A 26,301-nucleotide genomic window follows, 5' to 3' on the forward strand; every position below is an offset into this window, starting at 1 on the left:
TGTCGGCGTGACGCAGACAGCCCCTTCCTCCTCCACCGCCGCCGCGCCGGCGCCGCGCCGCCCGGGACGCATCCACCGGGCCTGGTTCGCCGCGGCCGTGGCCTTCGTGACGATCACCGGCGCGGCCGCCTTCGCCTCCCTCCCCGGACTGCTCATCGAGCCCTTGCACGAGGAGTTCGACTGGTCGCGCGGCACGATCGGCTTCGCGGTCTCGGTCAACCTGGCCCTCTACGGGCTCACGGCCCCCTTCGCCGCCGCGCTGATGGACCGTTTCGGCATCCGCAGGGTCGTCGCGGTGGCCCTGACCGTCATCGCGGGCGGCTCCCTGGCCACGGTGTGGATGACGGCGGCCTGGCAGCTGGTGCTGTGCTGGGGCGTGCTGGTGGGCCTGGGCAGCGGTTCGATGGCGCTGGCCTTCGCGGCGACGGTGACCAACCGCTGGTTCACCGCCCGGCGCGGGCTCGTCACCGGGATCCTGACCGCGGCGGGCGCCTCGGGGCAGCTGGTCTTCCTGCCCCTGCTGTCCTGGCTGGTGGAGAACCACGGCTGGCGCCCGGCCTCGGTCACGGTGGCGCTCGCGGCCCTGGCCGTCGTCCCCTTCGTCTGGCTGCTGCTGCGCGACCACCCGGCCGACGTGGGACTCGCCCCGTACGGGGGCACGTACGAGCCCAGGCCCGCGCCCGTGCCGGGGGCGGCCCGCCGGGCCGTGGCCGTGCTCGGGCGGGCGGCCCGCACCGGCCCGTTCTGGCTGCTGGCGGGCACCTTCGCGATCTGCGGGGCATCCACCAACGGGCTGGTGCGGACGCACTTCGCTCCGGCCGCCCACGACCACGGCATGCCGGTGACGGCCGCCGCCGGACTGCTCGCGGTGATCGGCGTGTTCGACGTGCTCGGCACCATCGCCTCCGGCTGGTTCACCGACCGCTTCGAGGCGCGCCGGCTGCTCGCCGTCTACTACGCCCTGCGCGGGGTGTCCCTGATGTTCCTGCCGATGCTGCTGGCGCCGGCCGTGCACCCGCCGATGGTGTTCTTCATCGTCTTCTACGGCCTGGACTGGGTCGCCACCGTCCCGCCGACCATCGCCCTGTGCCGGGAGCACTACGGGCAGGACGGCGCGGTCGTCTTCGGCTGGGTCCTGGCCTCGCACCAGGTGGGCGCCGCCCTGGTGGCCTTCCTCGGCGGGGTGGCGCGCGACGCCCTCGGCTCGTACGACCTGGTCTGGTACGCCGCGGGCGGCCTGTGCGCGGTGGCCGCGCTGATGGCGGTGGTCATCCGCCGCCGGGCGGACGGGCCGGCCGCGGCGGCCGCGTGAGCGGTCCGCGCGCCCGGACCCCGCCGGGCGGCGGGGGCCGGGCCGGGGGCGCAGGGGGTCAGGCTCCGGCGGGGGTGGTGGACTTCAGGGTGCCGTCCGGGCCGGCCAGCAGGACCGGGGTGGCGGGGCCGCCCAGGTCGCGGACCGCCGCGCGGTCGGCTTCGGCGGGGGCGTCGGCCGCGCTGACCACGGCCGCGGCCTCCAGGGAGCGCGCACCGCTGGCCACGGCCATGGCGACGGCCGTCTGGAGGGCGCTCAGCCTGAGGGAGTCGAGCTCCACGGTGCCAGCGACGTACGTACGGCCGGTCTCGTCCCGTACGGCCGCCCCTTCCGGGACTCCGTTGCGGGCCCGGGCGCTGCGCGCCAGGGTGATGATCTTGCTGTCCTCGGGGTCGATGCCGTTGCCCACGGTGCTCTCGCTCATGGGCGACAGCATAGGGAGCGTCCCGGCGGAGCCCCGCGACGGCCCCGCCGGGGCGGCCCCTCCGTGCGGGTTCGCGTCACGGCCGGTCGAGCCGCAGCCGCTCCGCCTTCGGCAGCCCGGCCACGACCAGGTCGTACGAGTCCTCGACCAGCTCCCGCACCAGCGCGTCCGGCAGACCGTCCACCGTCACGGTGTTCCAGTGCCGCTTGTTCATGTGCCAGCCCGGGACGATCGCCGCGTGCTCGGCCCGGAGCCGCACGGCCGCCTCCGGCTCGCACTTGAGGTTGACCTTCAGCGGTTCGGCGTCCAGCGCGGTCAGCGCGAACACCTTGCCCAGCACCTTGAACACCGAGGTCTCCGGGGTGAAGGGGAACTCCTCCACGGCCGCGTTGAAGCCCAGGCAGAACGCGCGCAGCTCCGCGGGGGTCACTCCGCCTCCACCTCTTCGGCCTCCGCCGCGGCCACCGGCTCCACCAGCACCGTGACGATCTTGTTCCGGCGTCCCGCCGGGGACTCCGCCGTCAGCTTCAGCGGACGCCCGTCCGGCAGGTCCACCACCGCCGAGGCGCCCGCGATCGGGACCCGGCCCAGCGCCTTCGCCAGCAGCCCGCCGACCGTCTCCACGTCCTCGTCGTCGAAGGCCAGGGCCCCGAACAGCTCTCCGAGGTCGGTGATGTCGAGCCGCGCCGTGACCCGGTAGCGGTCCTCGCCCAGCTCCTCCACGGGCGGGATCTCCCGGTCGTACTCGTCGGTGATCTCGCCGACGATCTCCTCGAGGATGTCCTCGATGGTGACGATGCCGGCGGTGCCGCCGTACTCGTCGATGACGACGGCCACGTGGTTGCGCACCGACTGCATCTCGCGCAGCAGGTCCCCCGCGTTCTTCGTGTCGGGTACGAAGACTGCCGGCCGCATCACCGTGGAGACCAGGTCGGACTCGGCGTCCCGGTTGATGTGCGTCCTGCGGACGAGGTCCTTCAGGTACACGATGCCGACGATGTCGTCCTCGTTCTCCCCGGTGACGGGGATCCGCGAGAAGCCGGAGCGCAGCGCGAGCGTCGTCGCCTGCCGGATCGTCTTGTAGCGCTCGATGCACACCAGGTCGGTGCGGGGCACCATCACCTCGCGCACGAGGGTGTCGCCCAGCTCGAAGACCTGGTGCACCATCCGGCGCTCGTCGTCCTCGATCAGCGACTCCTTCTCCGCGAGGTCCACCATGGCGCGCAGTTCGGCCTCGGAGGCGAAGGGCCCCTTGCGGAAGCCCTTGCCGGGGGTGAGCGCGTTGCCGATCAGGATCAGGAGCTGCGGGACCGGGCCCATGACCCGCGCCAGCGGCACGAGGACGTACGCGGCCGCCGTCGCGGTGTTCAGCGGGTGCTGGCGGCCGATGGTGCGGGGGGAGACGCCCACCGCCACGAAGGACACCAGCACCATCACGGCGATGGCGACGAGCAGCGCCGTCCAGTTCTCGCCGAACTCGTCGAGGCAGACGTACGTGACGAGCACGCCCGCCGCCATCTCGCAGGTCACCCGCACCAGCAGGGCCACGTTGACGTACCGGGTGGGGTCGCCGGCGACCTGGGCGAGCTTCGCGCTGCCGCGCCGGCCCTCCCGTACGGCCTGCTCGGCGCGGAAGCTGGAGACGCGGGCGATCCCGGACTCGGCGCACGCCGCGAACCAGGCCACCACGGTCAGCAGCACCGCCCCGGTGATCAGCTGGGCGGCGCCGGTCACGAGACGGTGGGGGCCGGCGAGGGACCGGTCAGGCCGCGCTCGGCGCGCCAGCCGTCGACGATGGCCGCCTGGAGGCCGAACATCTCGGCCTTCTCGTCCGGCTCCTCGTGGTCGTACCCGAGCAGGTGCAGCACCCCGTGGACGGTCAGGAGCTGGAGTTCCTCGTCCATGGAGTGCCGCGTGGGCGCCTCGTCGCCCTGCTTCCTGGCCACCTCGGGGCAGAGCACGATGTCGCCGAGGAGCCCCTGCGGGGGCTCCTCGTCGTCCTTCGCCGGCGGACGCAGCTCGTCCATCGGGAAGGACATGACGTCGGTCGGTCCGGGGAGGTCCATCCACTGGATGTGGAGCTGCTCCATGGCGTCCTCGTCGATGACGATGACGGAGAGCTCGGACAGCGGGTGGATCCTCATCCGGGTGAGCGCGTAGCGGGCGATGTCGAGGATCGCCTGCTCGTCGACCTCGGTTCCGGACTCGTTGTTGACGTCGATCGACATGGTGCGCTGGGTTCTACTTCCGCTGGTTGCCGTTCCGGGCCGGACCGGTCTCCCGGGCCGCCTGGCTGTCGTCGTACTTCTCGTACGCGTCGACGATACGGCCGACCAGCTTGTGCCGGACGACATCCTCGGACGTGAGCCGCGAGAAGTGGATGTCCGGCACCCCTTCGAGGATGTCCTGGACCTGCCGCAGACCGCTCCTGGCCCCGCCCGGCAGGTCGATCTGGGTGATGTCACCGGTGACGACGATCTTCGAATCGAAGCCGAGGCGGGTCAGGAACATCTTCATCTGCTCGACGGTGGTGTTCTGCGCCTCGTCGAGGACGACGAAGGCGTCGTTGAGGGTCCTGCCCCTCATGTAGGCCAGGGGCGCGACCTCGATGGTGCCGGCGGCCATCAGCCGGGGGATCGAATCCGGGTCGATCATGTCGTGCAGGGCGTCGTAGAGCGGGCGCAGGTACGGGTCGATCTTGTCGAACAGCGTGCCCGGGAGGAAGCCGAGCCGCTCGCCCGCCTCGACGGCGGGGCGGGTCAGGATGATCCGGCTGACCTGCTTGGACAGCAGCGCCTGGACGGCCTTCGCCATCGCGAGGTAGGTCTTGCCGGTACCGGCGGGCCCGATGCCGAAGACGATCGTGTGCTTGTCGATCGCGTCGACGTACCGCTTCTGGTTGAGGGTCTTGGGGCGGATGGTCCGGCCGCGGTTGGAGAGGATGTTCTGCGTGAGCACCTCGGCGGGGGTCTCCGGGTCACCGCCCTCGCTGCCGTTCGCCTTGAGCATGGCGATCGAGCGTTCCACTGCGTCCTCCGTCATCGGTGGCCCGGTGCGGAGCACCAGCATCATCTCGTCGAACAGGCGCTGGATCAGGGCGACTTCCGCCGCCGCCCCGACCGCGCTGACCTGATTGCCCCGAACATGGATGTCGGCCTTCGGGAAAGCCTTCTCGATCACGCGCAGCAGGGCGTCGCCCGAGCCGAGCACGGTCACCATCGGGTGCGTCGCCGGGACCGTGAAGTGGGCGCGCGCCTGGCCCTGCGCCGGGGTGTGGGCTGTCGGTGTCTGAGTCATGGGCCGGCACTGTGGCCTGCGCATACCTCCCGCTGAGGGGCCGCGCCGATCGTCGACCTCCGGAATACCAAGGGTACGTCCACCCCCGGGCAAGCCCGAGGGGTTTTCCGGGCGGGCCGGGACATCTGCCCGGGTGTATCGACCCCGCGGGGTCGTTCACCCCTGGACGGGGTGCCGGAAGCCGATGGTCGGGACCGCCCGGCGGCGGGAGCACGGGGCGGCGCCCGGGGGGACGAGGGCGTCCAGGAAGGCGTAGCGGTCCCGCAGGGCGTCGGGGGCGGTGCGCCACCAGTGGGCCACCTCGGGCCAGCCGGGGGCGGAGAGGGAACCGCCGAACTCCTGCACCGAGAGGGCGGCGGTCAGCCCGGCGAAGGCCAGCCGGTCGGCGAGCGGCCACCCCGCCAGGCTGCCCGTGACGAAGCCGGCCACGTACACGTCGCCCGCGCCGGTCGGGTCCAGGGCGTCCACCGGGATCGCGGGGGCCTCCGCCGTCTCCCCGGTGCGGCTGTCGACCGCGTACGAGCCCTCCGAGCCCATGGTCACCACCGCGACCGGGACCTTCTCCGCGAGGGCCCGGGCCGCCCTGCGCGGACACTCGGTCCGGGTGTAGCGCATCGCCTCTCCCGCGTTCGGCAGGAACGCCTCGCAGTGCCGGAGGTCGGCTAGCGCGCCCAGGTCCCACCGCCCGGTCTCGTCCCAGCCGACGTCCGCGAAGATCCTCGAGCCCCGGCGGGCCGCCTCCGAGATCCAGTCCTCCGTCCGCCCGGCGCCGAGGGAGGCCACCGCCGCGCGCGCCTTCGGCGGGCACCAGGGGAAGGGGCCGGGCCCCGCCGGGGGCGGTGCCTCGTGGCCGTGGGAGACCATGGTGCGCTCGCCCTCGTACGCCATGGAGACCGTGACGGGGCTGTGCCAGCCGGGGATGGTGCGCGACATGGAAAGGTCGATGCCCTCGCCCTGCTCGAGGGCGTCCCAGCAGTACTCGCCGTAGTGGTCGTCGCCGAAGGCGGCGGCCAGCGAGGTGCGCAGGCCCAGCCGGGCGAGGGCGGTGGCCATGTTGGCGACGCCGCCGGGGCTGGAGCCCATGCCGCGCGCCCAGGACTCGGTACCGCGCACGGGCGCCGAGTCGAGGCCGGTGAAGATGATGTCGAGGAAGACCGTGCCGGTCAGGAAGACGTCACAGCCGGGCTCCTGCGGATCGCGCACCGGTCCGAGCGGGTCGAGGGTGATGCGGCTGTCCCGACTGGTCACGGTGTGCTCCCCGGTGAAGTGTCGTTTCTGCGAGCGGGCTGGAAAACTGCAGGTCCTGCCCGGGCCGGGCAGGACCGAAACCCAGTGTGACGCACGTCACCGGAGCCCTGCTCTCCTCCGCCCCCAGCGTCACTGGAGGAACACCCCCACCCGGCGTTCCTCCTACCGCTTGGGCAGGGCCACCCGTCCCAGGTCCGCCGCGATCGTCAGCTCCCCCTCGAACCCCGCCGCGCGGGCCTCGCGTTCGAAATCCACCGGATCCGCGTACCGCTGCGAGAAGTGCGTCAGCACCAGGTGCCGTACGCCCGCGTCCCGCGCCACCCGCGCCGCCTGTCCGGCGGTGAGGTGGCCGTGGTCGGTGGCCAGCCGGACGTCCGCGTCGAGGAAGGTCGACTCGATGACCAGCATGTCGCAGCCCTCCGCCAGCGCGTCCACGCCCTCGCAGAGCCGGGTGTCCATGACGAAGGCGAACCGCTGCCCCGCCCGGTGCTCGCTGACGGCCTCCAGCGTGACCTCGCCCTCGGGGCCCTCCAGCCGCCCCTCGCGCTGGATCCGGCCGACGTCGGGGCCCTTGATCCCGTGCCGCGCGAGCAGCGCGGGGACCATCCGGCGTCCGTCCGGCTCGGTCACCCGGTAGCCGAAGGACTCCACCGGGTGCGAGAGCCGCCGCGCCTCCAGGACGTACGAGGGCCCGCGCGCGAGCACCCCGTCCGAGGCGACCGGCTCCTCCAGGAGCCGTACGGTCTCCCGGTAGGCGGTGGCGTACCGCAGCCGGTCGAAGAACTTCTGCCCCGAGGCCGGGTAGTGCGCCGTCACTGGGTGCGGGACCTGGTCGAGGTTGATCCGCTGGATCACCCCGGCCAGGCCGAGGCTGTGGTCGCCGTGGAAGTGCGTGACGCAGATCCGGTCGATGTCGTGCGCCGCGACCCCGGCCCGCAGCATCTGGCGCTGCGTGCCCTCGCCCGGGTCGAAGAGGATGCCCTCGCCGTCCCAGCGCAGCAGGTAGCCGTTGTGGTTGCGGTGCCGGGTGGGGACCTGGCTGGCGGTGCCCAGGACCACGAACTCGCGTACGGACACGGCTTATCCGGGCGGCCACTGGAGGCCGCGGCCCCCGAGGACGTGCAGGTGCGCGTGGAAGACGGTCTGGCCCGCGCCGGCGCCGGTGTTGAACACCACCCGGTAGCCGCTGTCGGCGATCTCCTCCTCGGCGGCGATCTCCCCGGCCTCACGCAGTATGTCGGCGATCACGCCCGGCTCGGCGGCGGCGAGGGAGGCCGCGTCGGGGTAGTGCGCCTTGGGGATCACGAGCACGTGGGTAGGCGCCTGCGGGTTGATGTCCCGGAAGGCGACGGTCGTTTCGCTCTCGCGGACCAGCGTCGCCGGGACGGACCCCGCGACGATCTTGCAGAACAGGCAGTCCGCCTGCGGTTCCCCGGCCATTGCTGCGCCTCCCGTGACGTTGATCGGTCGGGGCATGCTACCGGGCCGGCCCCGCCGCCCGGGGGCGGTGCGGCGCCCGTGCGCCGCCCGCCGCCCGGACCGCCCCGGGCGGCCCGCTACGACCAGCGCCCCGTGCGCGCCAGCAGCACCGCCGTCGCCGCCGTGCCGGCGGTCGACGTGCGCAGCACCGAGGGGCCCAGCCGGTACGGCAGCGCCCCGGCCGCGGCGAAGGCGGCCAGCTCCTCCGGCGAGACCCCGCCCTCGGGGCCGACCACCAGCACCACGGACCCCTTCTCCGGCAGCGGAACCGTGGCCAGCGCCGCCGAGGGGGCGTCGCGGTCCTCGTGCAGCACCACCGCCAGGTCGGCCCGCTCCAGCAGCGCGGCCACCTGCTTCGTGGACATCGCCTCGGCCACCTCCGGGAAGCGGACCCGGCGCGACTGCTTGCCCGACTCCCGGGCCGTCGAACGCCACTTGGCCAGGGACTTCGCTCCCCGGTCACCGCGCCACTGGGTGATGCACCGGGAGGCCTGCCACGGCACGATGGCGTCGACGCCGGTCTCCGTCATCGTCTCGACGGCCACCTCGCCCCGGTCGCCCTTGGGCAGGGCCTGCACCACGGTGATCCGCACGTCGGGCTCCGGCTCCTCGTGCACGGACTCCAGGTCCATGACGACCAGGCGGTCCTTGCCCTCCGCCGCCTTGACCACGCCTTCCGTCCACCGGCCGCGCCCGTCGGTGAGGACCACGTCCTCGCCCGGGTTCAGCCGCTTCACGGACACCGCGTGCCGGCCCTCGGGGCCCTCCAGCACGAACTCCGGCCCCGCCGGAACCTCTTCGACCACGAACACGGGGGCCGTCATGACGCTCTCCTCATCTGCAATACCTTCAACGCGTTCTGCGCCTCGGCCAGTTCGGCCACCAGCACCTCCACCAGCTCCCCGGCCGGCAGCGCCCGGGCCAGCCGGTGCCCCTGCCCGGCCCACAGGGACATGCCCTGCGGGTCCCCCGCCGCGGCGGCGGCCTTGCGCAGGCCCGAGGTCATGTCGTGGACCTGGGGGTAGGCGGCCGGGGCGTACGGCCCGTGCTCCCGCATGAAGCGGTTGACCAGGCCCCGCGCGGGCCGGCCGGAGAAGGCCCGGGTCAGTTCCGTGTGGGCGAACATCGGGTCGGTCAGCGCCCGCTTGTGCAGCGGGTGCGCGCCCGACTCCGGGCACGCCAGGAAGGCCGTGCCGAGCTGCGCCGACTCCGCGCCGGCCGCGAGCACCGCCGCGATCTGCGCGCCCCGCATGAGTCCGCCCGCGGCGGTGATGGGCAGGGCCACGGCCTCGCGTACCTGCGCGACCAGCGCGAGCAGGCCGACGCCGGCCGTGCCGTCGGTCTGCGGGTCGTCGCGATGGGTGCCCTGGTGGCCGCCCGCCTCGATCCCCTGGACGCAGACGGCGCCGGCGCCGGCCGCCTGCGCGGTACGGGCCTCGTCGGCCGAGGTGACGGTGACGACGGTGTGCGTGCCGGCCCGGCGCAGCCGCTCCAGGACCTCGGGCGCGGGGGTGCCGAAGGTGAAGGACACCACCGGGACGGGGTCCTCCAGCAGGATGGCGAGCTTGGCCTCGTAGCCGTCGTCGCCGGTGCCGATGATGTCCTCCGCGGCGAGCGAGACCGCGTACCAGCCGGCCTCGCCGGCCAGCTGCCCGCGGTAGGTCTCGACGGCGGCCGGGTCGACGTAGCCGGTCTGCGGCATGCAGAGGTTGACGCCGAAGGGCCGCCGGGTCAGGCCGCGGGTCCGCTTGATCTCCTGGTACATGCCGTCGGCGGTCTTGTACCCGCCGGCGAGGTAGCCGAGCCCGCCGGCCTCGCACACGGCGGCGACGAGCGGCGGGCAGGAGGCGCCGCCCGCCATGGGAGCCTGCACGATCGGGTACGGGTGGAGACCGTTCGGCGCGGAGGACATGGACGCATCGTGCCACGTCCCGGGCACCGCGCCGAACCGTCGCTTCCGCCTGGCATAGTCCGTTCCCCGGCGGTGTCCGGGAATCGACGCGTGCCGTGTTCCGGGAAGCACGGAGCCCGGCCCGGGGTGTCCCCGGACCGGGCCGCGTACGGGTTCCCGGAGGCCTCAGCGGCCGTTGAACGCGTCCTTCAGGCGGCTGAAGAGGCCCTGCTGGCCGGGGGCGAACTGCCCCATCGGCCGCTCCTCGCCGCGCAGCTTGGCGAGCTGGCGCAGCAGCTCCTCCTGCTGGGCGTCGAGCTTGCCGGGGGTGGTGACCTCGACGTGGACGATCAGGTCGCCCCGGCCGCCGCCGCGCAGGTGGGTGACGCCGCGCCCGTGCAGCGGGATGGCCTGCCCGGACTGGGTGCCGGGCCGGATGTCGATCTCCTCCATGCCGTCCAGCGTCTCCAGCGGGCACTTGGTGCCCAGGGCCGCGGCCGTCATGGGGATGGTGACCGTGCAGTGCAGGTCGTCCTGGCGCCGCTGGAAGGTCGGGTGCGGCAGCTCGTGGATCTCCACGTAGAGGTCGCCGGCGGGGCCGCCGCCGGGGCCGACCTCGCCCTCGCCCGCGAGCTGGATCCGGGTGCCGTTCTCGACACCGGCGGGGATCTTGACGGTGAGGCTGCGGCGGGAGCGGACCCGGCCGTCGCCCGCGCACTCGGGGCACGGGGTCGGGACCACGGTGCCGAAGCCCTGGCACTGCGGGCAGGGGCGCGAGGTCATGACCTGGCCGAGGAAGGACCGGGTGACCTGGGAGACCTCGCCGCGGCCGCGGCACATGTCACAGGTCTGCGCCGAGGTGCCGGGGGCGGCGCCCTCGCCGGTGCAGGTGCCGCAGACGACGGCCGTGTCGACCTGGATGTCCTTGGTCGTGCCGAAGGCGGCCTCGTCCAGTTCCAGGTCCAGGCGGATCATGGCGTCCTGGCCGCGGCGGGTCCGCGAGCGCGGGCCGCGCTGCGAGGTCTGGCCGAAGAAGGCGTCCATGATGTCGGAGAAGTTGCCGAAGCCGCCCGCTCCGAAGCCGCCCGCGCCGCCACCGCCGCCCGAGGAGGACAGCGGATCGCCGCCGAGGTCGTAGACCTGCTTCTTCTGCGGGTCCGAGAGGACCTCGTAGGCCGCGTTGATCTCCTTGAAGCGCTCCTGCGTCTTCGGGTCCGGGTTCACGTCCGGGTGGAGTTCACGGGCGAGGCGGCGGAAGGCCTTCTTGATCTCGTCCTGCGATGCGTCGCGGCGCACGCCGAGTACGGCGTAGTAGTCCGTGGCCACTTACGACTCCGCCAGGATCTGTCCGACGTAACGTGCCACTGCGCGTACCGCTCCCATCGTTCCGGGGTAGTCCATGCGGGTCGGTCCGACCACGCCGAGTTTGGCGACTGCTTCGCCGCCCGAACCGTAGCCGACGGACACGACCGACGTGGAGTTGAGCCCCTCGTAGGCGTTCTCGTGCCCGATCCGTACGGCCATTCCCGACTCTCCGGCCTCGCCGAGCAGCTTGAGGAGCACCACGTGCTCCTCGAGCGCTTCCAGCACCGGCCTGATCGTCAAGGGGAAGTCATGTCCGAAGCGAGTGAGGTTGGCGGTGCCGCCAATCATCAGCCGCTCCTCCGCCTCCTCGGCCAGCGTTTCGAGAAGGGTCGCGAGGACGGCCGTGACGGTCGCCCGGTCCTCCATCTCGAACGACTCCGGAAGGTCCTGCACCAGCTGCGGGACGTCGGTGAACCGGCGGCCCACGACCCTGCTGTTGAGCCGCGCCCGCAGATCGGCGAGGGAGTTCTCGCCGAAGGGCGTCTGGGTGTCGACCATGCGCTGCTCGACGCGCCCCGTGTCGGTGATCAGTACGAGCATCAGCCGGGCCGGGGCCAGCGACAACAGCTCGACGTGCCGCACGGTGGAGCGGGTCAGCGACGGGTACTGGACGACGGCGACCTGGCGGGTGAGCTGCGCGAGCAGCCGCACCGTGCGCCCGACCACGTCGTCGAGGTCGACGGCGCCGTCGAGGAAGTTCTGGATGGCCCGGCGCTCGGGGCTCGACAGCGGCTTGACGCCCGCGAGCTTGTCGACGAAGAGCCGGTAGCCCTTGTCCGTGGGGATCCGGCCGGCGCTGGTGTGGGGCTGGGCGATGTAGCCCTCCTCCTCCAGCACGGCCATGTCGTTGCGGACGGTGGCGGGCGAGACGCCCAGCCGGTGCCGTTCGGTGAGGGCCTTGGAGCCGACGGGCTCCTCCGTCCCCACGTAGTCCTGGACGATGGCGCGCAATACCTCGAGTCTGCGTTCACTGAGCATCGCGCACACCTCCGGATGCGGGTCGGTCGTCGGTCTGGCCGTCGGGGGCCGGCGCTGGCTTGTTGGCACTCTGCGCGTCTGAGTGCCAGACATCCCCCGGTCAGTGTACGGCCGGGTAGTACGCCCCGGGCAAGGGCGGCCCGCCAGGGTAGCGTCGACGCATGGACGTGCGTTGGGAAGAGGCGGGCTGGGAACGGGTCACCGGACGGGTCGGCCGGCGGCGGCTGCCGGTGTGGGACTGCACGGTGGGGCTGGTGGTGGGCGACGAGTCGGTGCTGTTGGTCGACCCCGGGTCCTCGGTGCGCGAGGGGGCGCTGGTGCGGGCCGAGGCGGAGCGGCTGACGGGCCGCCGCGTGACCCATATCGCATTCACGCACGGACATTTCGACCACGTGCTGGGCGGAGCGGCCTTCGCGGGCGCCGAGTCCTTCGGGGCGGTCGGCCTGGACCGGCTGCTGTCGGCGCCCACGGGCCGCGAGGAGGTGCGGGCGAGCGCGGTCCGGCACGGCCTGGCGGAGGCGGAGGCCGCCGAGGCGGCCGGGCTGCTGCGGGCGCCGCGGCACCTGGTGTCGGGCGAGTGGACCCTGGAGCTGGGCGGGGTGCAGGTGCTGCTGGCCAATCTGGGGCCCGCGCACTCCCAGCACGACCTGGCGGTCTTCGTGCCGGGCGAGCGGGAGGCGGTGTTCTGCGGGGACCTGGTCGAGGAGTCGGGCGAGCCCCAGGCGGGCCGGGACGCGGTGCCGGGCCAGTGGCCGGCCGCCCTGGACCGGCTGCTGTCCCTGGGCGGGGACGACGCGGTGTACGTGCCGGGTCACGGAGCGCTGGTGGACGCGGACTTCGTGCGTGCGCAACGCGCCACACTGGCGGGCCGGTTCGGCGTGTCGGAGGCGTGAGGGCGCCGGCTCTCCTAGTGTCGGCCGGATGCGTGAGTACTCCCCCGACCTGACCCCGCAGTGGAAGCGCGCCAAGGCCGTGCCGGAGGTGCCGGCCGACCCGGACCTGGTGGTCGAGGTGGCGGGTACGGACTTCTGCGGCGCGGTGGTGGCGTGCGAGGCGGGCACCGTGACCCTGGAGGACCGTTTCGGCAAGCGGCGGGTCTTCCCGCTGGAGCCGCGCGGCTTCCTCCTGGACGGCGCCGTGGTGACCCTGACCCGCCCCTCGCGGGGGCCCGCCGCGCCGGCCCGTACGGCTTCCGGTTCGATCGCCGTCCCGGGGGCGCGGGCCCGGGTGGCGCGCGCCGGGCGGATCTACGTGGAGGGGCGGCACGACGCGGAACTGGTCGAGCGGGTGTGGGGCGACGACCTGCGGATCGAGGGCGTGGTGGTGGAGTACCTGGAGGGCGTCGACGACCTGGTGGCCGTGGTGGAGGAGTTCGCCCCGGGCCCGGACGCCCGTCTCGGCGTGCTGGTGGACCACCTGGTGCCGGGGTCCAAGGAGTCCCGGATCGCGGCCTCCGTGACCTCGCCGGACGTGCTGGTCGTGGGCCACCCGTACGTGGACGTCTGGCAGGCGGTGAAGCCGTCCGTGCTGGGCATCCGGGCATGGCCCGAGGTGCCGCGCGGCCAGGACTGGAAGACGGGCGTCTGCCGCGCGCTGGGCTGGCCGGCGAACACGGGCGCCGCCTGGCGGCACATCCTGTCGCGGGTGTCCTCGTACCGGGACCTGGAACCGACGCTGCTGGGGCGCGTCGAGGAGCTGATCGACTTCGTCACCGCTCCCTGAGGAACGGCGACCCGGGGGCGCGGGGCCCTGGCGCCGGTCCCCGGCACCGCACCCCGAAGCGTCGGGCACGGCCCGACTCGCCCACCTTCGGGTGACGTTGCGCGTACGGAGCGCCACGAAGGGCAAGGGTGCTCACCATGATCACCTTTGCCTTGCGGCAGCGCGCCGTCCTCGCCGCGACCCTGCTCGCCGCCGCCCTCCTCCCGCCCGCCTCCGCCTCGGCCACGGCGCACGCCGCCCCGGCGAACTCCTGTCCCCGGGTGACCGACCACCTCTTCGCCGCAGCGGACAAGACCGTCGTGGTGGAGCGCATCACCCCGTCGCCGTCCTGGCGGATCAACTGCAAGCAGCTCTACCGCTCCGACGGCCGTCCGCCGTCGGTGGTCTTCGAGGAGGGCTTCAAGCCGAAGGCTCCCCTGGACGGCCAGTACGACATCGAGCAGTACGTGCTGGTCAACCAGCCCTCCCCGTACGTGTCGACGACCTACGACCACGACCTGTACAAGACCTGGTGGAAGAGCGGCTGGAACTACTACATCGACGCCCCGGGCGGGGTGGACGTCAACCAGACCATCGGCGACACCCACAAGTACGCCTCCCAGGCGGAGGTCGCCTTCCCCGGCGGCATCGACCGCTCCTTCATCGTCGCGGTGTGCCCGGTCGACAAGACCTCCAAGACCGAGATCATGGACGAGTGCCAGGACAACCCGCACTACAAGCCCTGGCGCAACAGCTGGCCCAGCTGACGCCGCCCCTCCGCCGGGACCTGGTCAGTCGACCAGGTCCCGCACCACCGCGTCGGCCAGCAGCCGCCCGCGCAGCGTCAGCACCGCCCGCCCGGCCCCGTACGGCCCGGCCTCCAGGAGCCCGTCGGCCAGGGCGCGGCGGGAGGCCGCGAGGCCCGCGGGGGCCAGCAGCGAGAGCGGGACGCCGTCCACCAGCCGCAGCTCCAGCAGGATCCGCTCCACGCGCCGGTCCTCCGCCGACAGCAGCTCGCGCCCCGCGCCCGGCGACCGCCCCTCCGCCAGGGCCGCCGCGTACGCGCCGGGGTGCTTCACGTTCCACCAGCGCACCCCGCCGACGTGCGAGTGGGCGCCCGGGCCGGCGCCCCACCAGTCGGCGCCGCGCCAGTACAGCTCGTTGTGCAGGCAGCGGCCGGCCTCGGAGGCCGCCCAGTTCGACACCTCGTACCAGGAGTAGCCGGCCCGCTCCATGACCTCGTCGGCGATCAGGTACCGGTCGGCGTGCACGTCGTCGTCGGTCATCGGGACCTCGCCGCGGCGGATCCGGCGGGCCAGCTGCGTGCCCTCCTCGACGATCAGGGCGTACGCGCTGACGTGGTCGGGCCCCGCGCCGAGCGCGGCGTCCAGCGAGGCCCGCCAGTCGTCGTCGGACTCTCCCGGGGTGCCGTAGATCAGGTCGAGGTTGACGTGCTCGAATCCCGCCGCCCGCGCCTCCGCGACGCACGCCTCGGGGCGCCCGGGGGTGTGGGTGCGGTCCAGCACCTTCAGGACGTGCTGCCGGGCGCTCTGCATGCCGAAGGAGATCCGGTTGAAGCCGCCGGCCCGCAGCTCCGCCAGGTACTCGGGGTCGACGGACTCCGGATTGGCCTCGGTGGTGACCTCGGCGTCCTCGGCCAGCCCGAACTCGTCCCGGATCGCCGCGAGCATCCGTACGAGGTCGCGGGCGGGCAGCAGGGTGGGCGTGCCGCCGCCGACGAAGACGGTCCGCACGGCGCGCGGGTCGTCGCCGAGCACCTTGCGGGCGAGGCGGACCTCGCCGGTCAGGGTGTCGGCGTAGTTCTCCCGGGAGGCGAGCACGCCGCCGGTACCGCGCAGCTCGGTGGCGGTGTAGGTGTTGAAGTCGCAGTACCCGCAGCGGGTGGCGCAGTAGGGGACGTGCAGGTAGAAGCCCAGCGGCCGCCCCCCGGCGCCCTCCAGGGCGTGCGACGGCAGCGAGCCGTCTTCGGGCATGGGTTCACCATCGGGCAGTGCGGAAGGCATGACGCCATTGTCCCGCACCGCCCCATGGTCGTTTACGCCCCCGGGGCGGGCCCGGGCTACGCCTCCCGGGAGCCCTCGTACATCTCGTCGATGAGGTGCTTGAACTCACGCTCGACGACCGGGCGCTTCAGCTTGAGGCTGGGGGTGAGGTCGCCGTGTTCGACGTCGAGGTCGCGCGGCAGGATGCGGAACTTCTTGATTGTCTGCCAGCGCTGGAGGCCCTCGTTGAGGGTCTGCACGTAGGTCTCGACCAGACGGCCGGTCTCCGGCGCCGCGAGGACCTGCGCGTACGTCTTGCCCTCGAGGCCGTTCTCGGCGGCCCAGCCCAGGATCGCGGGCTCGTCGAGGGCGACCAGGGCCGAGCAGAAGTTGCGGTCGGCGCCGTGGACGACGATGGTCGACACGTACGGGCAGATCGCCTTGAACCGGCCCTCGATCTCCGCCGGGGCGACGTACTTGCCGCCCGAGGTCTTGATCAGGTCCTTCTTGCGGTCGGTGATGCGCAGGTAGCCGTCCGGGGAGAGTTCGCCGATGTCGCCGGTGTGCAGCCAGCCGTCGCTCTCCAGGACCTCGGCGGTCTTCTCGGGCTGGTTGTGGTAGCCCTGCATGATGCCGGGGCCGCGCAGCATGACCTCGCCGTCGTCGGCGATGCGGACCTCGGTGCCGGGAAGCGGCTTGCCGACGGTGCCGGTGCGGTAGGCCTCGCCCGGGTTGACGAAGGAGGCCGCGCTGGACTCGGTCAGGCCGTAGCCCTCCAGGATGTGGATGCCGGCGCCGGAGAAGAAGTAGCCGATCTCGGGGGCCAGGGCGGAGGCGCCGGAGACGGCGGCGCGCAGGCGGCCGCCAAAGGCCTCGCGGAGCTTGGAGTAGACGAGCGTGTCGGCGATCTTGTGCTTGGCGGAGAGGCCGAAGGGGGCCGTGGCCCGGCCGGTGCGGCGGTAGTTGTCCTGGGTGACCCTGGCGTACTCGCGGGCGACGCCGACCGACCACTGGAAGATCTTGTACTTGGCCCCGCCGCCCGCCCGGGCCTTGGCGGCCACGCCGTTGTAGACCTTCTCGAAGATGCGCGGGACGGCGGCCATGTAGGTGGGCTGGACGACCGGCAGGTTCTCGATGATCTTGTCGATGCGGCCGTCGACGGCGGTGACGTGCCCGACCTCGATCTGGCCGGAGGTGAGCACCTTGCCGAAGACGTGGGCCAGCGGCAGCCAGAGGTACTGGACGTCGTCCGAGTGGATCATGCCGGTGGCCACGGTGGCCTTGGCCATGTACGACCAGCTGTCGTGCGGGAGGCGGACGCCCTTGGGGCGGCCGGTGGTGCCGGAGGTGTAGATGAGCGTGGCGAGCTGCTCGGGGGTGATGGCGGCGATCCGCTCCTTGACCGCCGCGGGGTGCTGCGCGAGGTGTTTCCTGCCCCGCTCCTCCAGCTCGGCGAGGGAGAGCACCCAGCCCTCCGGATCGCCCTCGACGGGGACGGCGTCGGCGGCCTCCAGGACCACCACGTGGGCGAGGCCGGGCAGGTCGGCACGGCGCTCGCGGGCCTTGGCCAGCTGGGCGGCGTCCTCGGCGATCAGCACCCGGCTCTCGGAGTCCGAGAGGATGAAGGCCGACTCGTCGGCGTTGGTGCTGGGGTAGATGGTGGTCACGGCTCCGCCCGCACACATCACACCGAGGTCCGAGAGGATCCACTCGACGCGGGTGTTGGAGGCGAGCGCGACCCGGTCCTCGGCGCGCAGGCCGAGGCCGATGAGACCCGCGGCGATGGCGAAGACCCGGTCGGCGGCCTGTCCCCAGCTGAGCGACTTCCAGTCGTCGGGACCGCCCTCGCGGCCGGCCGCGGCCACGGGGAAGCGGTAGGCCTCCGCGTTCGGCGTGGCGGCGACGCGGTCAAGGAAGAGGGCCGCCACGCTGGGCGGGCGGTTCTCGATCAAGGTCTGTGTGTCGCTCACGGACGTCCTCCGGACCACGCGGCAGGGCCTGTTCGGCATGACTACGGGCATGACTACGAGCATGTAACTGGCGAGTAACCGCTACTCAGACTAGGGGTCCTCCGCCGGGCGCGTAAGAGCCATCCGGCGGCCGATTCATAACGAAACAGGCCCCGGAGCATCCGCTCGGGGGCCTGTTTCGCATACGACGGCTACTTCTTCTTGGCGCCGGACTCGTCGCTGGAGAGGACGGCGATGAAGGCCTCCTGCGGGACCTCCACGGAGCCGACCATCTTCATCCGCTTCTTGCCTTCCTTCTGCTTCTCGAGCAGCTTCCGCTTGCGGGAGATGTCACCGCCGTAGCACTTGGCGAGGACGTCCTTGCGGATGGCGCGGATGGTCTCGCGGGCGATGACCCGGGAGCCGACCGCGGCCTGGATCGGCACCTCGAAGGCCTGCCGCGGGATGAGCTCGCGCAGCTTGGCCACCAGGCGCACGCCGTAGGCGTAGGCGGCGTCCTTGTGGCAGACGGCGGAGAAGGCGTCGACCTTGTCGCCGTGCAGCAGGATGTCGACCTTGACCAGGCTGGAGGCCTGCTCGCCGGTGGGCTCGTAGTCGAGGGAGGCGTAACCGCGCGTCTTGGACTTCAGCTGGTCGAAGAAGTCGAACACGATCTCCGCGAGGGGCAGCGTGTAGCGGATCTCGACGCGGTCCTCGGAGAGGTAGTCCATGCCGAGCAGGGTGCCGCGGCGCTGCTGGCACAGCTCCATGATCGCGCCGATGAACTCGCTGGGCGCGAGGATCGTGGCCCGCACGACCGGCTCGAAGACGTCCTTGATCTTGCCTTCGGGGAACTCGCTCGGGTTGGTGACGGTGACTTCCTTGCCGTCCTCCAGCACCACCCGGTAGACCACGTTCGGCGCGGTGGCGATCAGGTCGAGGCCGAACTCGCGCTCCAGGCGCTCGCGGACCACGTCCAGGTGCAGCAGGCCGAGGAAGCCGACGCGGAAGCCGAAGCCCAGCGCCGCCGAGGTCTCGGGCTCGTACACCAGCGCGGCGTCGTTGAGCTGGAGCTTGTCGAGGGCCTCGCGCAGGTCCGGGTAGTCCGAGCCGTCCAGCGGGTACAGGCCCGAGAAGACCATCGGCTTCGGGTCCTTGTAGCCGCCGAGGGCGTCCGTCGCGCCGTTGTGCAGGCTGGTGATCGTGTCACCGACCTTGGACTGACGGACGTCCTTCACGCCGGTGATGATGTAGCCCACCTCGCCGACGCCGATGCCGTCGGCCGGGGTCATCTCCGGGGAGGAGACGCCGATCTCCAGCAGCTCGTGGGTGGCGCCGGTCGACATCATCCTGATGCGCTCGCGCTTGTTGAGCTGGCCGTCGACGACACGGACGTAGGTGACGACGCCGCGGTAGGAGTCGTAGACCGAGTCGAAGATCATCGCCCGGGCGGGGGCGTCCTTGACGCCGACCGGGGCCGGGACGGTCTCCACGACGCGGTTGAGCAGGGCGTCGACACCGAGACCGGTCTTCGCCGAGACGCGCAGCACGTCGTCCGGGTCGCAGCCGACCAGGTTCGCCAGCTCCTCGGCGAACTTCTCCGGCTGGGCGGCCGGCAGGTCGATCTTGTTGAGGACCGGGACGATCGCGAGGTCGTTCTCCATCGCCAGGTACAAGTTGGCGAGGGTCTGGGCCTCGATGCCCTGGGCGGCGTCCACCAGGAGGATCGTGCCCTCGCACGCGGCGAGGGAGCGCGAGACCTCGTAGGTGAAGTCGACGTGCCCGGGGGTGTCGATCATGTTCAGGATGTGCGTGGTGCCCGTGCCCGACCCCTCGGTGGGGGCCCAGGGCAGACGGACCGCCTGGGACTTGATCGTGATGCCGCGCTCACGCTCGATGTCCATGCGGTCGAGGTACTGGGCGCGCATCTGCCGCTGGTCGACGACGCCGGTGAGCTGGAGCATCCGGTCGGCAAGGGTCGACTTGCCGTGGTCGATGTGCGCGATGATGCAGAAGTTACGGATCAGCGCCGGGTCGGTACGGCTCGGCTCGGGCACGTGGCTGGGGATGGCGGGCACGCAGTGTCCTGATTCTCGGGTCGCTGTCGGATCTGCTGTCGGATCGGTACGCAGACTCCCATGGTCCCATGGACGCGGGCATGCGCTCGGTTTGGGCCGGTCGAAGCGTGCCTGGTAGCCTGGGTGGCTGTGTCTCGCATGCCCTCTCAGCAGACGGGACGCAATCCGGAAAATACTCTGAACCTGAAAAGGCTCTTTCGTGGCGAACATCAAGTCCCAGATCAAGCGGAACAAGACCAACGAGAAGGCTCGCCTTCGCAACAAGTCGGTCAAGTCCGAGCTGCGCACCTTCATCCGCAAGGCCAACGAGGCGATCCTCGCCGGCGACGCGGAGAAGGCCACCGCTGCGGCCCGCCTGGCTTCCAAGAAGCTGGACAAGGCCGTCTCGAAGGGTGTCATCCACAAGAACGCCGCCGCCAACAAGAAGTCGGCGCTGGCCTCCAAGGTTGCCGCCATCTGAGTTCCGCACTCGATGTGAACGCCGGGACGGACCCAGCGGGCCCTCTCTTCCGCTCCTGACCGGCACCCCGCGCCGCACGCGGCCTGCGTTCGCCACGCGGGTGCGGCGCACACAGCAGTGACCGAAGGCCCCGGCCTCCGCCCTTCCCCAGGGCGGGGTCCGGGGCCTCCGCGTGTCCGGGGGCTGCTGGCCGGCCGGCGCGCCGGTGCCCCGGGAGCGGGGAAGCGCCGCCGGGCCCGGGCGTGGCGCGGCGGGTCAGCGGCGCTGGGGGCGGGCCGCGCGGGCGACCGCCACGACCGCCTTCTCCAGGGCGTACTCCGGGTCGTCCCCGCCGCCCTTCACACCCGCGTCGGCCGCGGCCACGGCGCGCAGCGCGTCCGCGACGCCGTCCGCAGACCAGCCCCGCATCTGCTGCCGGACCCGGTCGATCTTCCACGGCGGCATGCCGAGGTCGCGGGCGAGGTCGCCCGGACGGGCACCGCGCGGGGCGGAGGCGAGCTTGCCGATGGCCCGGACGGCCTGCGCCAGGGCGCTGGTGATCAGGACGGGGGCGACGCCCGTCGCGAGGGACCAGCGGAGGGCTTCGAGGGCCTCCGCGGCCCGGCCCTCGACCGCCCGGTCGGCGACCGTGAAACTGGAGGCCTCGGCCCGGCCCGTGTAGTAGCGGCCGACCACGGCCTCGTCGATCGTGCCCTCGACGTCGGCGCACAGCTGCGCCGCCGCGCTCGCCAGCTCGCGCAGGTCGCTGCCGATCGCGTCGACCAGGGTCTGGCACGCCTCGGGGGTCGCGGAGCGCCCCAGCGTCCGGAACTCGCCCCGTACGAACGACAGCCGGTCCGCCGCCTTGGTCATCTTGGGGCAGGCGATCTCGCGGGCCCCCGCCTTGCGCGCCGCGTCCAGCAGGCCCTTGCCCTTCACCCCGCCCGCGTGCAGCAGGACGACGGTGATCTCCTCGTACGGATCGGCGAGGTACGCCTTGAGCTCCTTCGCGGCGTCCGCGCCCAGGTCCTGGGCGCCCCGCACGATCAGGACCTTCCGCTCGGAGAACAGCGAGGGGCTGGTCAGCTCCGCCAGCGTGCCGGGCTGGAGCTGCTCGGAGGAGAGGTCCCGTACGTCGGTGTCGGCGTCGGCCGCGCGGGCGGCCGTCACCACCTCCCGCACGGCGCGGTCGAGCAGCAGGTCCTCCTGCCCCACCGCGAGGGTGATCGGGGCGAGGAGATCGTCGGTGGGGTTCTTCCTGGTGGCCATCGCCCCCAGCATCCCACGCCGCGCTGACAGCGCCCCGCTCCCCGTACCCGAGAATGGTCGGGTGAACGTGCGACATGTACTGGTCCTGCCCGACCGCGACGCCGCCGAGGAGGTGGCCCAGGAGGTCGTCGACCGCTTCGGCCTCCCGGAGGAGCCCCAGCTGGTGCGCGACGCCCTCGCCGGTGAGGACGACGCCGAGGACGCCCAGTGGCTGGTGGTCGTCGAGGACCCCCGCGGACACCTCGACGCCCCCGCGCTGGACGAGCTCGCCGCCGCGTACGAGGGCTGGCTGGAAGCCCCGTAGGACGGCGCGCCGGCTCCCTACGCCTTGTGGACGATCTGCACGTCCAGCTCCACTTCCACGCTCGGACCGATCGCCGCGATCCCCTGGGCCAGCAGCGACTGCCAGTTCAGGGCGAAGTCGGCGCGGTTCAGCTCGGCCGTGGCCCGGCAGGCGGCTCGCGGCTCGCCCTCCAGACCCGTGCCGTTCCCCAGGTACTGGGTGTCGAGGGTGACCGAACGGCTGATCCCGTGGAGGGTGAGGGCCCCCGCGACCGCCCAGCGGCTGCCGCTGCGGTGGATGAACCGCTCGCTGTAGAACTCCACCCGCGGGTGGCGGGACGCGTCCAGGAAATCGGCGGACCGCAGGTGGTCGTCCCGCCTGCGCATCCCGGTGTCGATGCTCGCCGTGTCGATGATCACGTGCATGGTCGAGTCCTCCATGCGCTCGGCTATCCGCACCGCGCCGGCGAAGGTCGCGAACCGGCCGTGGATCCGGGCGAAGCCCATGTGCCGGGCCGTGAAGGCGATCGTCGAATGCGTCGGGTCCAGTTCCCAGTGTCCGGGCTGCGGCAGCAGCGGCGGCTCCACCGCGTCCAGGACGATCTCCGCCGTGCCGGGCTGCGCCGGGTCCCCCACCAGCGTCGCCCCGTGGAAGGGCGCGTAGCCCTCGGCGGTCACCGTGAGCCGGTACTCTCCCTCCGGCATGGCCGCCGTGAACCCGCCGTACGGATCCGTCTCGCCGCTGACGACCCGTCGGCCGATCGGATCGGTGACCTCGAACCTGGCCTGCCGGATCGGCTGGTGGACCGTATCGAGCACCCGGCAGCTCAACAGCCGCGCCGTGGGCGGCAAGGTGAGCGTCGCGGATGTCTGCGGCCCGGCACCCGCGGCCGGATCCGTCCCCCGCCTGCGACCGAACATGACTGGTGCACCCCCGTGCTGTGTGGACTTGGACCGTGCTGGCGAAGACGCATTCGATCATGCTGCCGGGTTGGGGGCAAACAGAATGGTCGCGCCCGGTATGCCCAGACCGGTCCGGACGCCGCCTGGCCGGAAACGCACGCATCCCCGCACCGCTCCCCGCGACCGCCACGGAACCGTCCTCGTCGGTGCGTAGCACGGTCGCCCCATGGGCCCTGAGCTGCGCGATCGTCCGCGGCGCGGGGTGTCCGTAGCGGTTGTCCGCACCGACGGGGACGATCGCGATCCGTGGCCGGATCCGGCCCTGGAGGCCGGGGTCCTGGTGCGCCGAACCGTGGTGGGCGACCTTGAGCACGTCCACCGGACCCAGCTCCGGATGTTCCCTCAGAAGGGCTTCCTGCGAGGGCGGTTCGAGATCTCCCAGCAGCAGGAGCGTCAGTCCCGAGGCACGCACCAGCAGGGCGACGCTCGCGTCGTTGGGCCCCTGCGGCACTGGAGCCCGCGCGGACGGCCACAGCACCCGCCATTCCAGCCGTCCGGTGCGGCGCCGCTCCCCCGGCACCGCCGGCACGACGGGCACCCCGGCCCGCGCGGCCGCCCGCCGGACCGCGGCGGCCTGCGCGGCCGGCTCCTCCAGGGTGGTGGTTTCGATCACACCCACCGACCGGCCCCGCAGCACCCCGGAGACCCCTCCCACGTGGTCGGCGTGGAAGTGCGTCAGCAGGAGCAGCGGGATCCTGTGCACGCCCAGGCGGCGCAGGCAGTCGTCCACCGGCCCCGGCTCCGGCCCGGCGTCCACCACGACGGCCGTGCCGGGGCCCGCGGCGATCACGGCGGCATCACCCTGGCCCACGGCGCACTGGACGTAACTCCAGTCCGGCGGCGGCCATCCCGTGACCGTACGGATCAGCTGCGGCGGCCGCAGCACCGCGATCAGCAGCAGCACCGCCACGGCGGCGCAGACCCCGCGCCGCCGCCCGAACCGGACCCCGAACCCCACCGCGGCCAGCGTGGCCACCCCCAGCAGCAGCCCGCCCAGGAGCCCGCCCGGCCACGGCAGCTCCGCCCCCGGCAGCCGCGCCCCGCCCCGCGCCACGGCGGCGATCCACCCGGCGGGCACCGCCGCGCACCGGGCCAGCAGCTCCGCCGCGGGCATGGACAGCGGGGCCACCGCGAGGACCGCGAAGCCGAGCACGGTGGCGGGCCCCGCCGCCAGCTCCGCCAGCAGGTTGCACGGCACCGCGACCAGGCTCACCCGGGCCGAGAGCACTGCCACCACCGGCGCGCACACGGCCTGCGCCGCGAGGGCCGCCCCCAGGGCGTCGGCGAGACGCGGCGGCGTCCCCCGCCGCCGCAGGGCCTCGCCCCAGCGGGGCCCGAGGGTGAGCAGCGCCCCCGTGGCCAGCACCGAGAGGAGGAACCCGTAACTGCGGGCCAGCCAAGGGTCGTAGAGCACCAGCAGCAGCACCGCCCCGGCCAGCGCCGGGATGAGGGACCTGCGCCGGCCGGTGGCGAGGGCCAGCAGGGTGACCGCCCCGCACGCGGCGGCCCGCAGCACGCTCGGGTCGGGCCGGCACACCACCACGAAGGCCAGTGTCAGCGCCGCGCCGCCCAGCGCGGTGGCCCGCAGCGAGAGCCCCAGCCGGGGAGCGAGCCCGCGCCGCTCCGCGTGCTGCGCGCGGGCCGGGGGCCCGATCAGCAGGTACAGCACCACGGTGAGGTTGGACCCGGAGACGGCCAGCAGGTGCAGCAGATCGGTGGCCCTGAACGCCTCGTGCAGCTCGGGCGGGACCCGCGAGGTGTCCCCGACGACCAGGCCCGGCAGCAGGGCCCTGGCGTCCGCCGGGAGCCCGTCGGTGGCCTCCCGCAACCCGGCGCGCAGCACCCCCGCGAGCCGCTGCACCCGGTCGGGGCCGCCCGTCACCCCGGGCGGGGCGTCCCCCGCCGGGCGGAGCAGCGCCACGGCCCGCTCCCCGGCCCGCGCCGGCACCAGCCGGGCCACCACCACGACCCGGGTCGAGGGCTCCAGGGCGGCCCACCCCGGATGCCCGGCCAGCACCCGTACCGGGGTCTCCACCCGGGTCCGCGTCCCGTCGGGCCCGCTCACCCCGGTCACCACCGCGTCCAGCACCACGAGCGGCGGCCCGGCCCCGCCGCGGGCCACCCGGGGGTCGGAGCCGACGGTGAGCTCCGCGCGCACCCGGGCGTGTTCGCCGGCCAGCCGGGCCACCGGTCCCGCCCGCGCCCCGGCACGCTCCAGCCCGGCCACCCCCGCCCCCGCGGCGGCGCAGAGCAGCGCGGCGGCCACGGCCGGCCCCACCCTCCACCGCGGCTGCGGACGCCCGGAGCCCAGGAGCAGCAGCGCCCCCGCCGTGGCCACCGCGAGCCCCGCCGCGGCGGCGCACCACCCGCCCGGCACCCCGAGCGCCAGGGCCGCCGCGGCCCAGGCCGCCCCGGCCGGCACCGCCAGCCGCAGATCCACCGGCCGGGCCCGCTCCCGCCGGGCCCCTTCCGACGCGGCGCACCCGGGCCCGCCACACCCCGGCGGCCCGGCGCACCCGGGCTCGGCGCACCCGGGCCCCGTACGTTCCCCGGCGGTGTTCACAGCCGCACCAGCCTTCGCAGCTCCGCGAACCTCCGCTCGCCGATGCCGTTGACCTGCCGGAGGTCCTCCACGGCCCGGAACCCGCCCCGGGCGGTGCGGAAGTCGACGATGTTCCGGGCGAGCACGGGCCCCACCCCCGGCAGCCCGTCCAATTGCTCGACGGTGGCACTGCCGAGGCTCAGCGGGCCGGCGCCGGCACCGCCCCCGGCACCCGCACCCGGCCCGCCCGACGGCGGCGGCGGCTGCGGGGCGACCCCCACCAGCACCTGTTCGCCGTCCACGAGGACCCGGGCCCGGTTGAGCCCGGTGGTGTCCGTGCCCGGACGCACTCCCCCGGCGGCGGCCAGCGCGTCCTCCACCCGGGAGCCGCTGGGGAGCCGCCGTACCCCGGGGTCGCGCACTTTGCCCCCGACGTCCACCACGATGCGGGCACCCGCACCCGCACCGGCCGGGGCCGCCCCCGCCGCCGCGGCCGAGGCGGCGGGCGCCGGGCCGATCACGGCGGGGGCCGTCACCGGCTGCGGCCGGCCCGACCAGTACTGCTGGGCGGCGAAACCGACCGCCGCCACCAGCACCACCCCCACGGCGGCCACGGTGCGCGGCTCCACCCCGCACCGGGCCTGAACCCATACGGGCAGCCGCTCCCGCAGAGCCAGCCTCCGTGCCTCCCGCGCCCCCAGCGCCCGCACGGGATCGGGCCCTTCCCCGGCCCCCGGCACCGCCGCACGGTCCGGCGGCTCCCCGGCCCCCGGCACGCCCGGCGGCTCCGCGTGCCCGGGCGGGTCCGCCACCCGCAGGGCTCCGGCCCCTTCCCGCACCCCGGGCTCCGGCTCGGAGGGCGCGGGTGCGGCACCCGCCAGGAGAGCCTCCGCCCTGCGCCGCACCTCGGCGGGATCGGGCCGGGACCGGGTGCGGCCACGGTCCCGGAACCTGCCGTCGGACCGCCGCCCCCGTCCGGGCCCACTGCCGCCACCGCCCGCAGGGGAAGAAGCGCCGAGGGGACGCGGGGCGAAACGCCGAACGGGACCCGAGGCCGGGCCCGGTACGGGACCCAGCACGG

24 protein-coding genes and 1 pseudogene are annotated in these 26,301 nt (G+C 73.5%); 6 read left to right on the forward strand and 19 right to left on the reverse strand.

The genetic code is table 11. The features are described from left to right. Window positions 1–7: 7 nt before the first annotated feature. Window positions 8–1,312: an MFS transporter gene (locus tag ACZ514_RS19090; protein WP_469125207.1), complete on the forward strand. Its 1,305-nt coding sequence runs from the start codon at window positions 8–10 to the stop codon at window positions 1,310–1,312. Between the two features lie 58 nt (window positions 1,313–1,370). On the opposite strand, the gene ACZ514_RS19095 is transcribed toward ACZ514_RS19090, so the two are convergent. The 12 genes from ACZ514_RS19095 to hrcA form a co-directional block, all read right to left on the reverse strand. Next, window positions 1,371–1,748, reverse strand: coding sequence for a cytidine deaminase (locus ACZ514_RS19095; RefSeq protein ID WP_468172233.1), 378 nt, complete (start codon window positions 1,746–1,748; stop codon window positions 1,371–1,373). Window positions 1,749–1,812: 64 nt separating this feature from the next. Beyond that, on the reverse strand, window positions 1,813–2,166 hold the full coding sequence (locus ACZ514_RS19100; RefSeq protein ID WP_468172236.1) for an MmcQ/YjbR family DNA-binding protein: 354 nt from the start codon (window positions 2,164–2,166) through the stop codon (window positions 1,813–1,815). Continuing rightward, on the reverse strand, window positions 2,163–3,470 hold the full coding sequence (locus ACZ514_RS19105; protein WP_468172239.1) for a hemolysin family protein: 1,308 nt from the start codon (window positions 3,468–3,470) through the stop codon (window positions 2,163–2,165). The genes ACZ514_RS19100 and ACZ514_RS19105 overlap by 4 nt, the downstream gene beginning before the upstream one ends. Next, window positions 3,467–3,964, reverse strand: a complete 498-nt coding sequence (gene ybeY, locus ACZ514_RS19110) for an rRNA maturation RNase YbeY (protein ID WP_468172242.1) — start codon at window positions 3,962–3,964, stop codon at window positions 3,467–3,469. The genes ACZ514_RS19105 and ybeY overlap by 4 nt, the downstream gene beginning before the upstream one ends. 13 nt (window positions 3,965–3,977) lie before the next feature. Continuing rightward, window positions 3,978–5,033 (reverse strand): PhoH family protein, encoded by a 1,056-nt coding sequence (locus ACZ514_RS19115; RefSeq protein WP_469125208.1) that lies wholly within the window; start codon window positions 5,031–5,033, stop codon window positions 3,978–3,980. Window positions 5,034–5,189: 156 nt separating this feature from the next. After that, window positions 5,190–6,281 carry a carbohydrate kinase family protein gene (locus ACZ514_RS19120; RefSeq protein ID WP_468700423.1) on the reverse strand — a complete coding sequence of 364 codons (1,092 nt, stop codon included), beginning with the start codon at window positions 6,279–6,281 and terminating at the stop codon, window positions 5,190–5,192. A gap of 162 nt (window positions 6,282–6,443) precedes the next feature. Beyond that, window positions 6,444–7,358, reverse strand: coding sequence for a ribonuclease Z (locus ACZ514_RS19125; RefSeq protein WP_469125209.1), 915 nt, complete (start codon window positions 7,356–7,358; stop codon window positions 6,444–6,446). A 3-nt stretch (window positions 7,359–7,361) separates the two neighbouring features. Continuing rightward, a complete protein-coding gene (locus ACZ514_RS19130; protein ID WP_468172254.1) occupies window positions 7,362–7,721 on the reverse strand; it encodes a histidine triad nucleotide-binding protein in 360 nt (119 codons plus the stop codon). A gap of 116 nt (window positions 7,722–7,837) precedes the next feature. After that, a complete protein-coding gene (locus ACZ514_RS19135) occupies window positions 7,838–8,584 on the reverse strand; it encodes a 16S rRNA (uracil(1498)-N(3))-methyltransferase (protein WP_468172257.1) in 747 nt (248 codons plus the stop codon). Continuing rightward, window positions 8,581–9,672 carry a nitronate monooxygenase gene (locus ACZ514_RS19140; RefSeq protein ID WP_468172260.1) on the reverse strand — a complete coding sequence of 364 codons (1,092 nt, stop codon included), beginning with the start codon at window positions 9,670–9,672 and terminating at the stop codon, window positions 8,581–8,583. The genes ACZ514_RS19135 and ACZ514_RS19140 overlap by 4 nt, the downstream gene beginning before the upstream one ends. 165 nt (window positions 9,673–9,837) lie before the next feature. Then, the gene (gene dnaJ, locus ACZ514_RS19145; RefSeq protein WP_388938990.1) at window positions 9,838–10,977 is read right to left on the reverse strand and encodes a molecular chaperone DnaJ; all 1,140 of its coding nucleotides are present in this window, start codon (window positions 10,975–10,977) and stop codon (window positions 9,838–9,840) included. Next, window positions 10,978–11,994 (reverse strand): heat-inducible transcriptional repressor HrcA, encoded by a 1,017-nt coding sequence (gene hrcA / locus ACZ514_RS19150; RefSeq protein ID WP_468172263.1) that lies wholly within the window; start codon window positions 11,992–11,994, stop codon window positions 10,978–10,980. It abuts the gene before it with no gap. 161 nt (window positions 11,995–12,155) lie between these two features. Between hrcA and ACZ514_RS19155 the strand changes: the two genes are divergently transcribed. The 3 genes from ACZ514_RS19155 (at window position 12,156) to ACZ514_RS19165 (ending at window position 14,462) form a co-directional block, all read left to right on the forward strand. Continuing rightward, window positions 12,156–12,887 carry an MBL fold metallo-hydrolase gene (locus ACZ514_RS19155; protein ID WP_468172266.1) on the forward strand — a complete coding sequence of 244 codons (732 nt, stop codon included), beginning with the start codon at window positions 12,156–12,158 and terminating at the stop codon, window positions 12,885–12,887. A gap of 28 nt (window positions 12,888–12,915) precedes the next feature. Then, window positions 12,916–13,716: a DUF3097 domain-containing protein gene (locus ACZ514_RS19160; protein ID WP_468172269.1), complete on the forward strand. Its 801-nt coding sequence runs from the start codon at window positions 12,916–12,918 to the stop codon at window positions 13,714–13,716. A gap of 137 nt (window positions 13,717–13,853) precedes the next feature. Then, on the forward strand, window positions 13,854–14,462 hold the full coding sequence (locus ACZ514_RS19165; protein ID WP_468172272.1) for an ADP-ribosyltransferase: 609 nt from the start codon (window positions 13,854–13,856) through the stop codon (window positions 14,460–14,462). Between the two features lie 24 nt (window positions 14,463–14,486). Here the strand turns inward: ACZ514_RS19165 and hemW are convergent, their stop codons facing one another. The 3 genes from hemW to lepA form a co-directional block, all read right to left on the reverse strand. Continuing rightward, window positions 14,487–15,719: a radical SAM family heme chaperone HemW gene (gene hemW / locus ACZ514_RS19170; protein ID WP_468172275.1), complete on the reverse strand. Its 1,233-nt coding sequence runs from the start codon at window positions 15,717–15,719 to the stop codon at window positions 14,487–14,489. A gap of 56 nt (window positions 15,720–15,775) precedes the next feature. Beyond that, window positions 15,776–17,668: an AMP-dependent synthetase/ligase gene (locus tag ACZ514_RS19175; protein WP_469125210.1), complete on the reverse strand. Its 1,893-nt coding sequence runs from the start codon at window positions 17,666–17,668 to the stop codon at window positions 15,776–15,778. A gap of 191 nt (window positions 17,669–17,859) precedes the next feature. Beyond that, window positions 17,860–19,725 carry a translation elongation factor 4 gene (lepA, locus tag ACZ514_RS19180; protein ID WP_468172281.1) on the reverse strand — a complete coding sequence of 622 codons (1,866 nt, stop codon included), beginning with the start codon at window positions 19,723–19,725 and terminating at the stop codon, window positions 17,860–17,862. Window positions 19,726–19,924: 199 nt separating this feature from the next. Here lepA and rpsT point away from each other — a divergent pair, with 199 nt between their 5' ends. Further along, window positions 19,925–20,185, forward strand: coding sequence for a 30S ribosomal protein S20 (gene rpsT, locus ACZ514_RS19185; protein ID WP_030030523.1), 261 nt, complete (start codon window positions 19,925–19,927; stop codon window positions 20,183–20,185). Window positions 20,186–20,440: 255 nt separating this feature from the next. On the opposite strand, the gene holA is transcribed toward rpsT, so the two are convergent. Then, a complete protein-coding gene (gene holA, locus ACZ514_RS19190) occupies window positions 20,441–21,433 on the reverse strand; it encodes a DNA polymerase III subunit delta (RefSeq protein WP_469125211.1) in 993 nt (330 codons plus the stop codon). Between the two features lie 61 nt (window positions 21,434–21,494). On the opposite strand from holA, the gene ACZ514_RS19195 reads away from it, so the two are divergent. Continuing rightward, window positions 21,495–21,737, forward strand: coding sequence for a hypothetical protein (locus ACZ514_RS19195; protein WP_467886163.1), 243 nt, complete (start codon window positions 21,495–21,497; stop codon window positions 21,735–21,737). 17 nt (window positions 21,738–21,754) lie between these two features. Here the strand turns inward: ACZ514_RS19195 and ACZ514_RS19200 are convergent, their stop codons facing one another. From ACZ514_RS19200 to ACZ514_RS19210, 3 genes and pseudogenes are all read right to left on the reverse strand, one after another. Next, window positions 21,755–22,636, reverse strand: a complete 882-nt coding sequence (locus ACZ514_RS19200) for a YceI family protein (RefSeq protein ID WP_468172287.1) — start codon at window positions 22,634–22,636, stop codon at window positions 21,755–21,757. 136 nt (window positions 22,637–22,772) lie between these two features. Continuing rightward, window positions 22,773–25,118, reverse strand: a pseudogene (locus ACZ514_RS19205) (ComEC/Rec2 family competence protein); the annotation flags it as partial. Window positions 25,119–25,237: 119 nt separating this feature from the next. Then, the gene (locus tag ACZ514_RS19210; RefSeq protein ID WP_469125212.1) at window positions 25,238–25,834 is read right to left on the reverse strand and encodes a ComEA family DNA-binding protein; all 597 of its coding nucleotides are present in this window, start codon (window positions 25,832–25,834) and stop codon (window positions 25,238–25,240) included. Between the last annotated feature and the right edge of the window lie 467 nt (window positions 25,835–26,301).

The organism is Streptomyces sp. NPDC034086 (assembly GCF_055575515.1).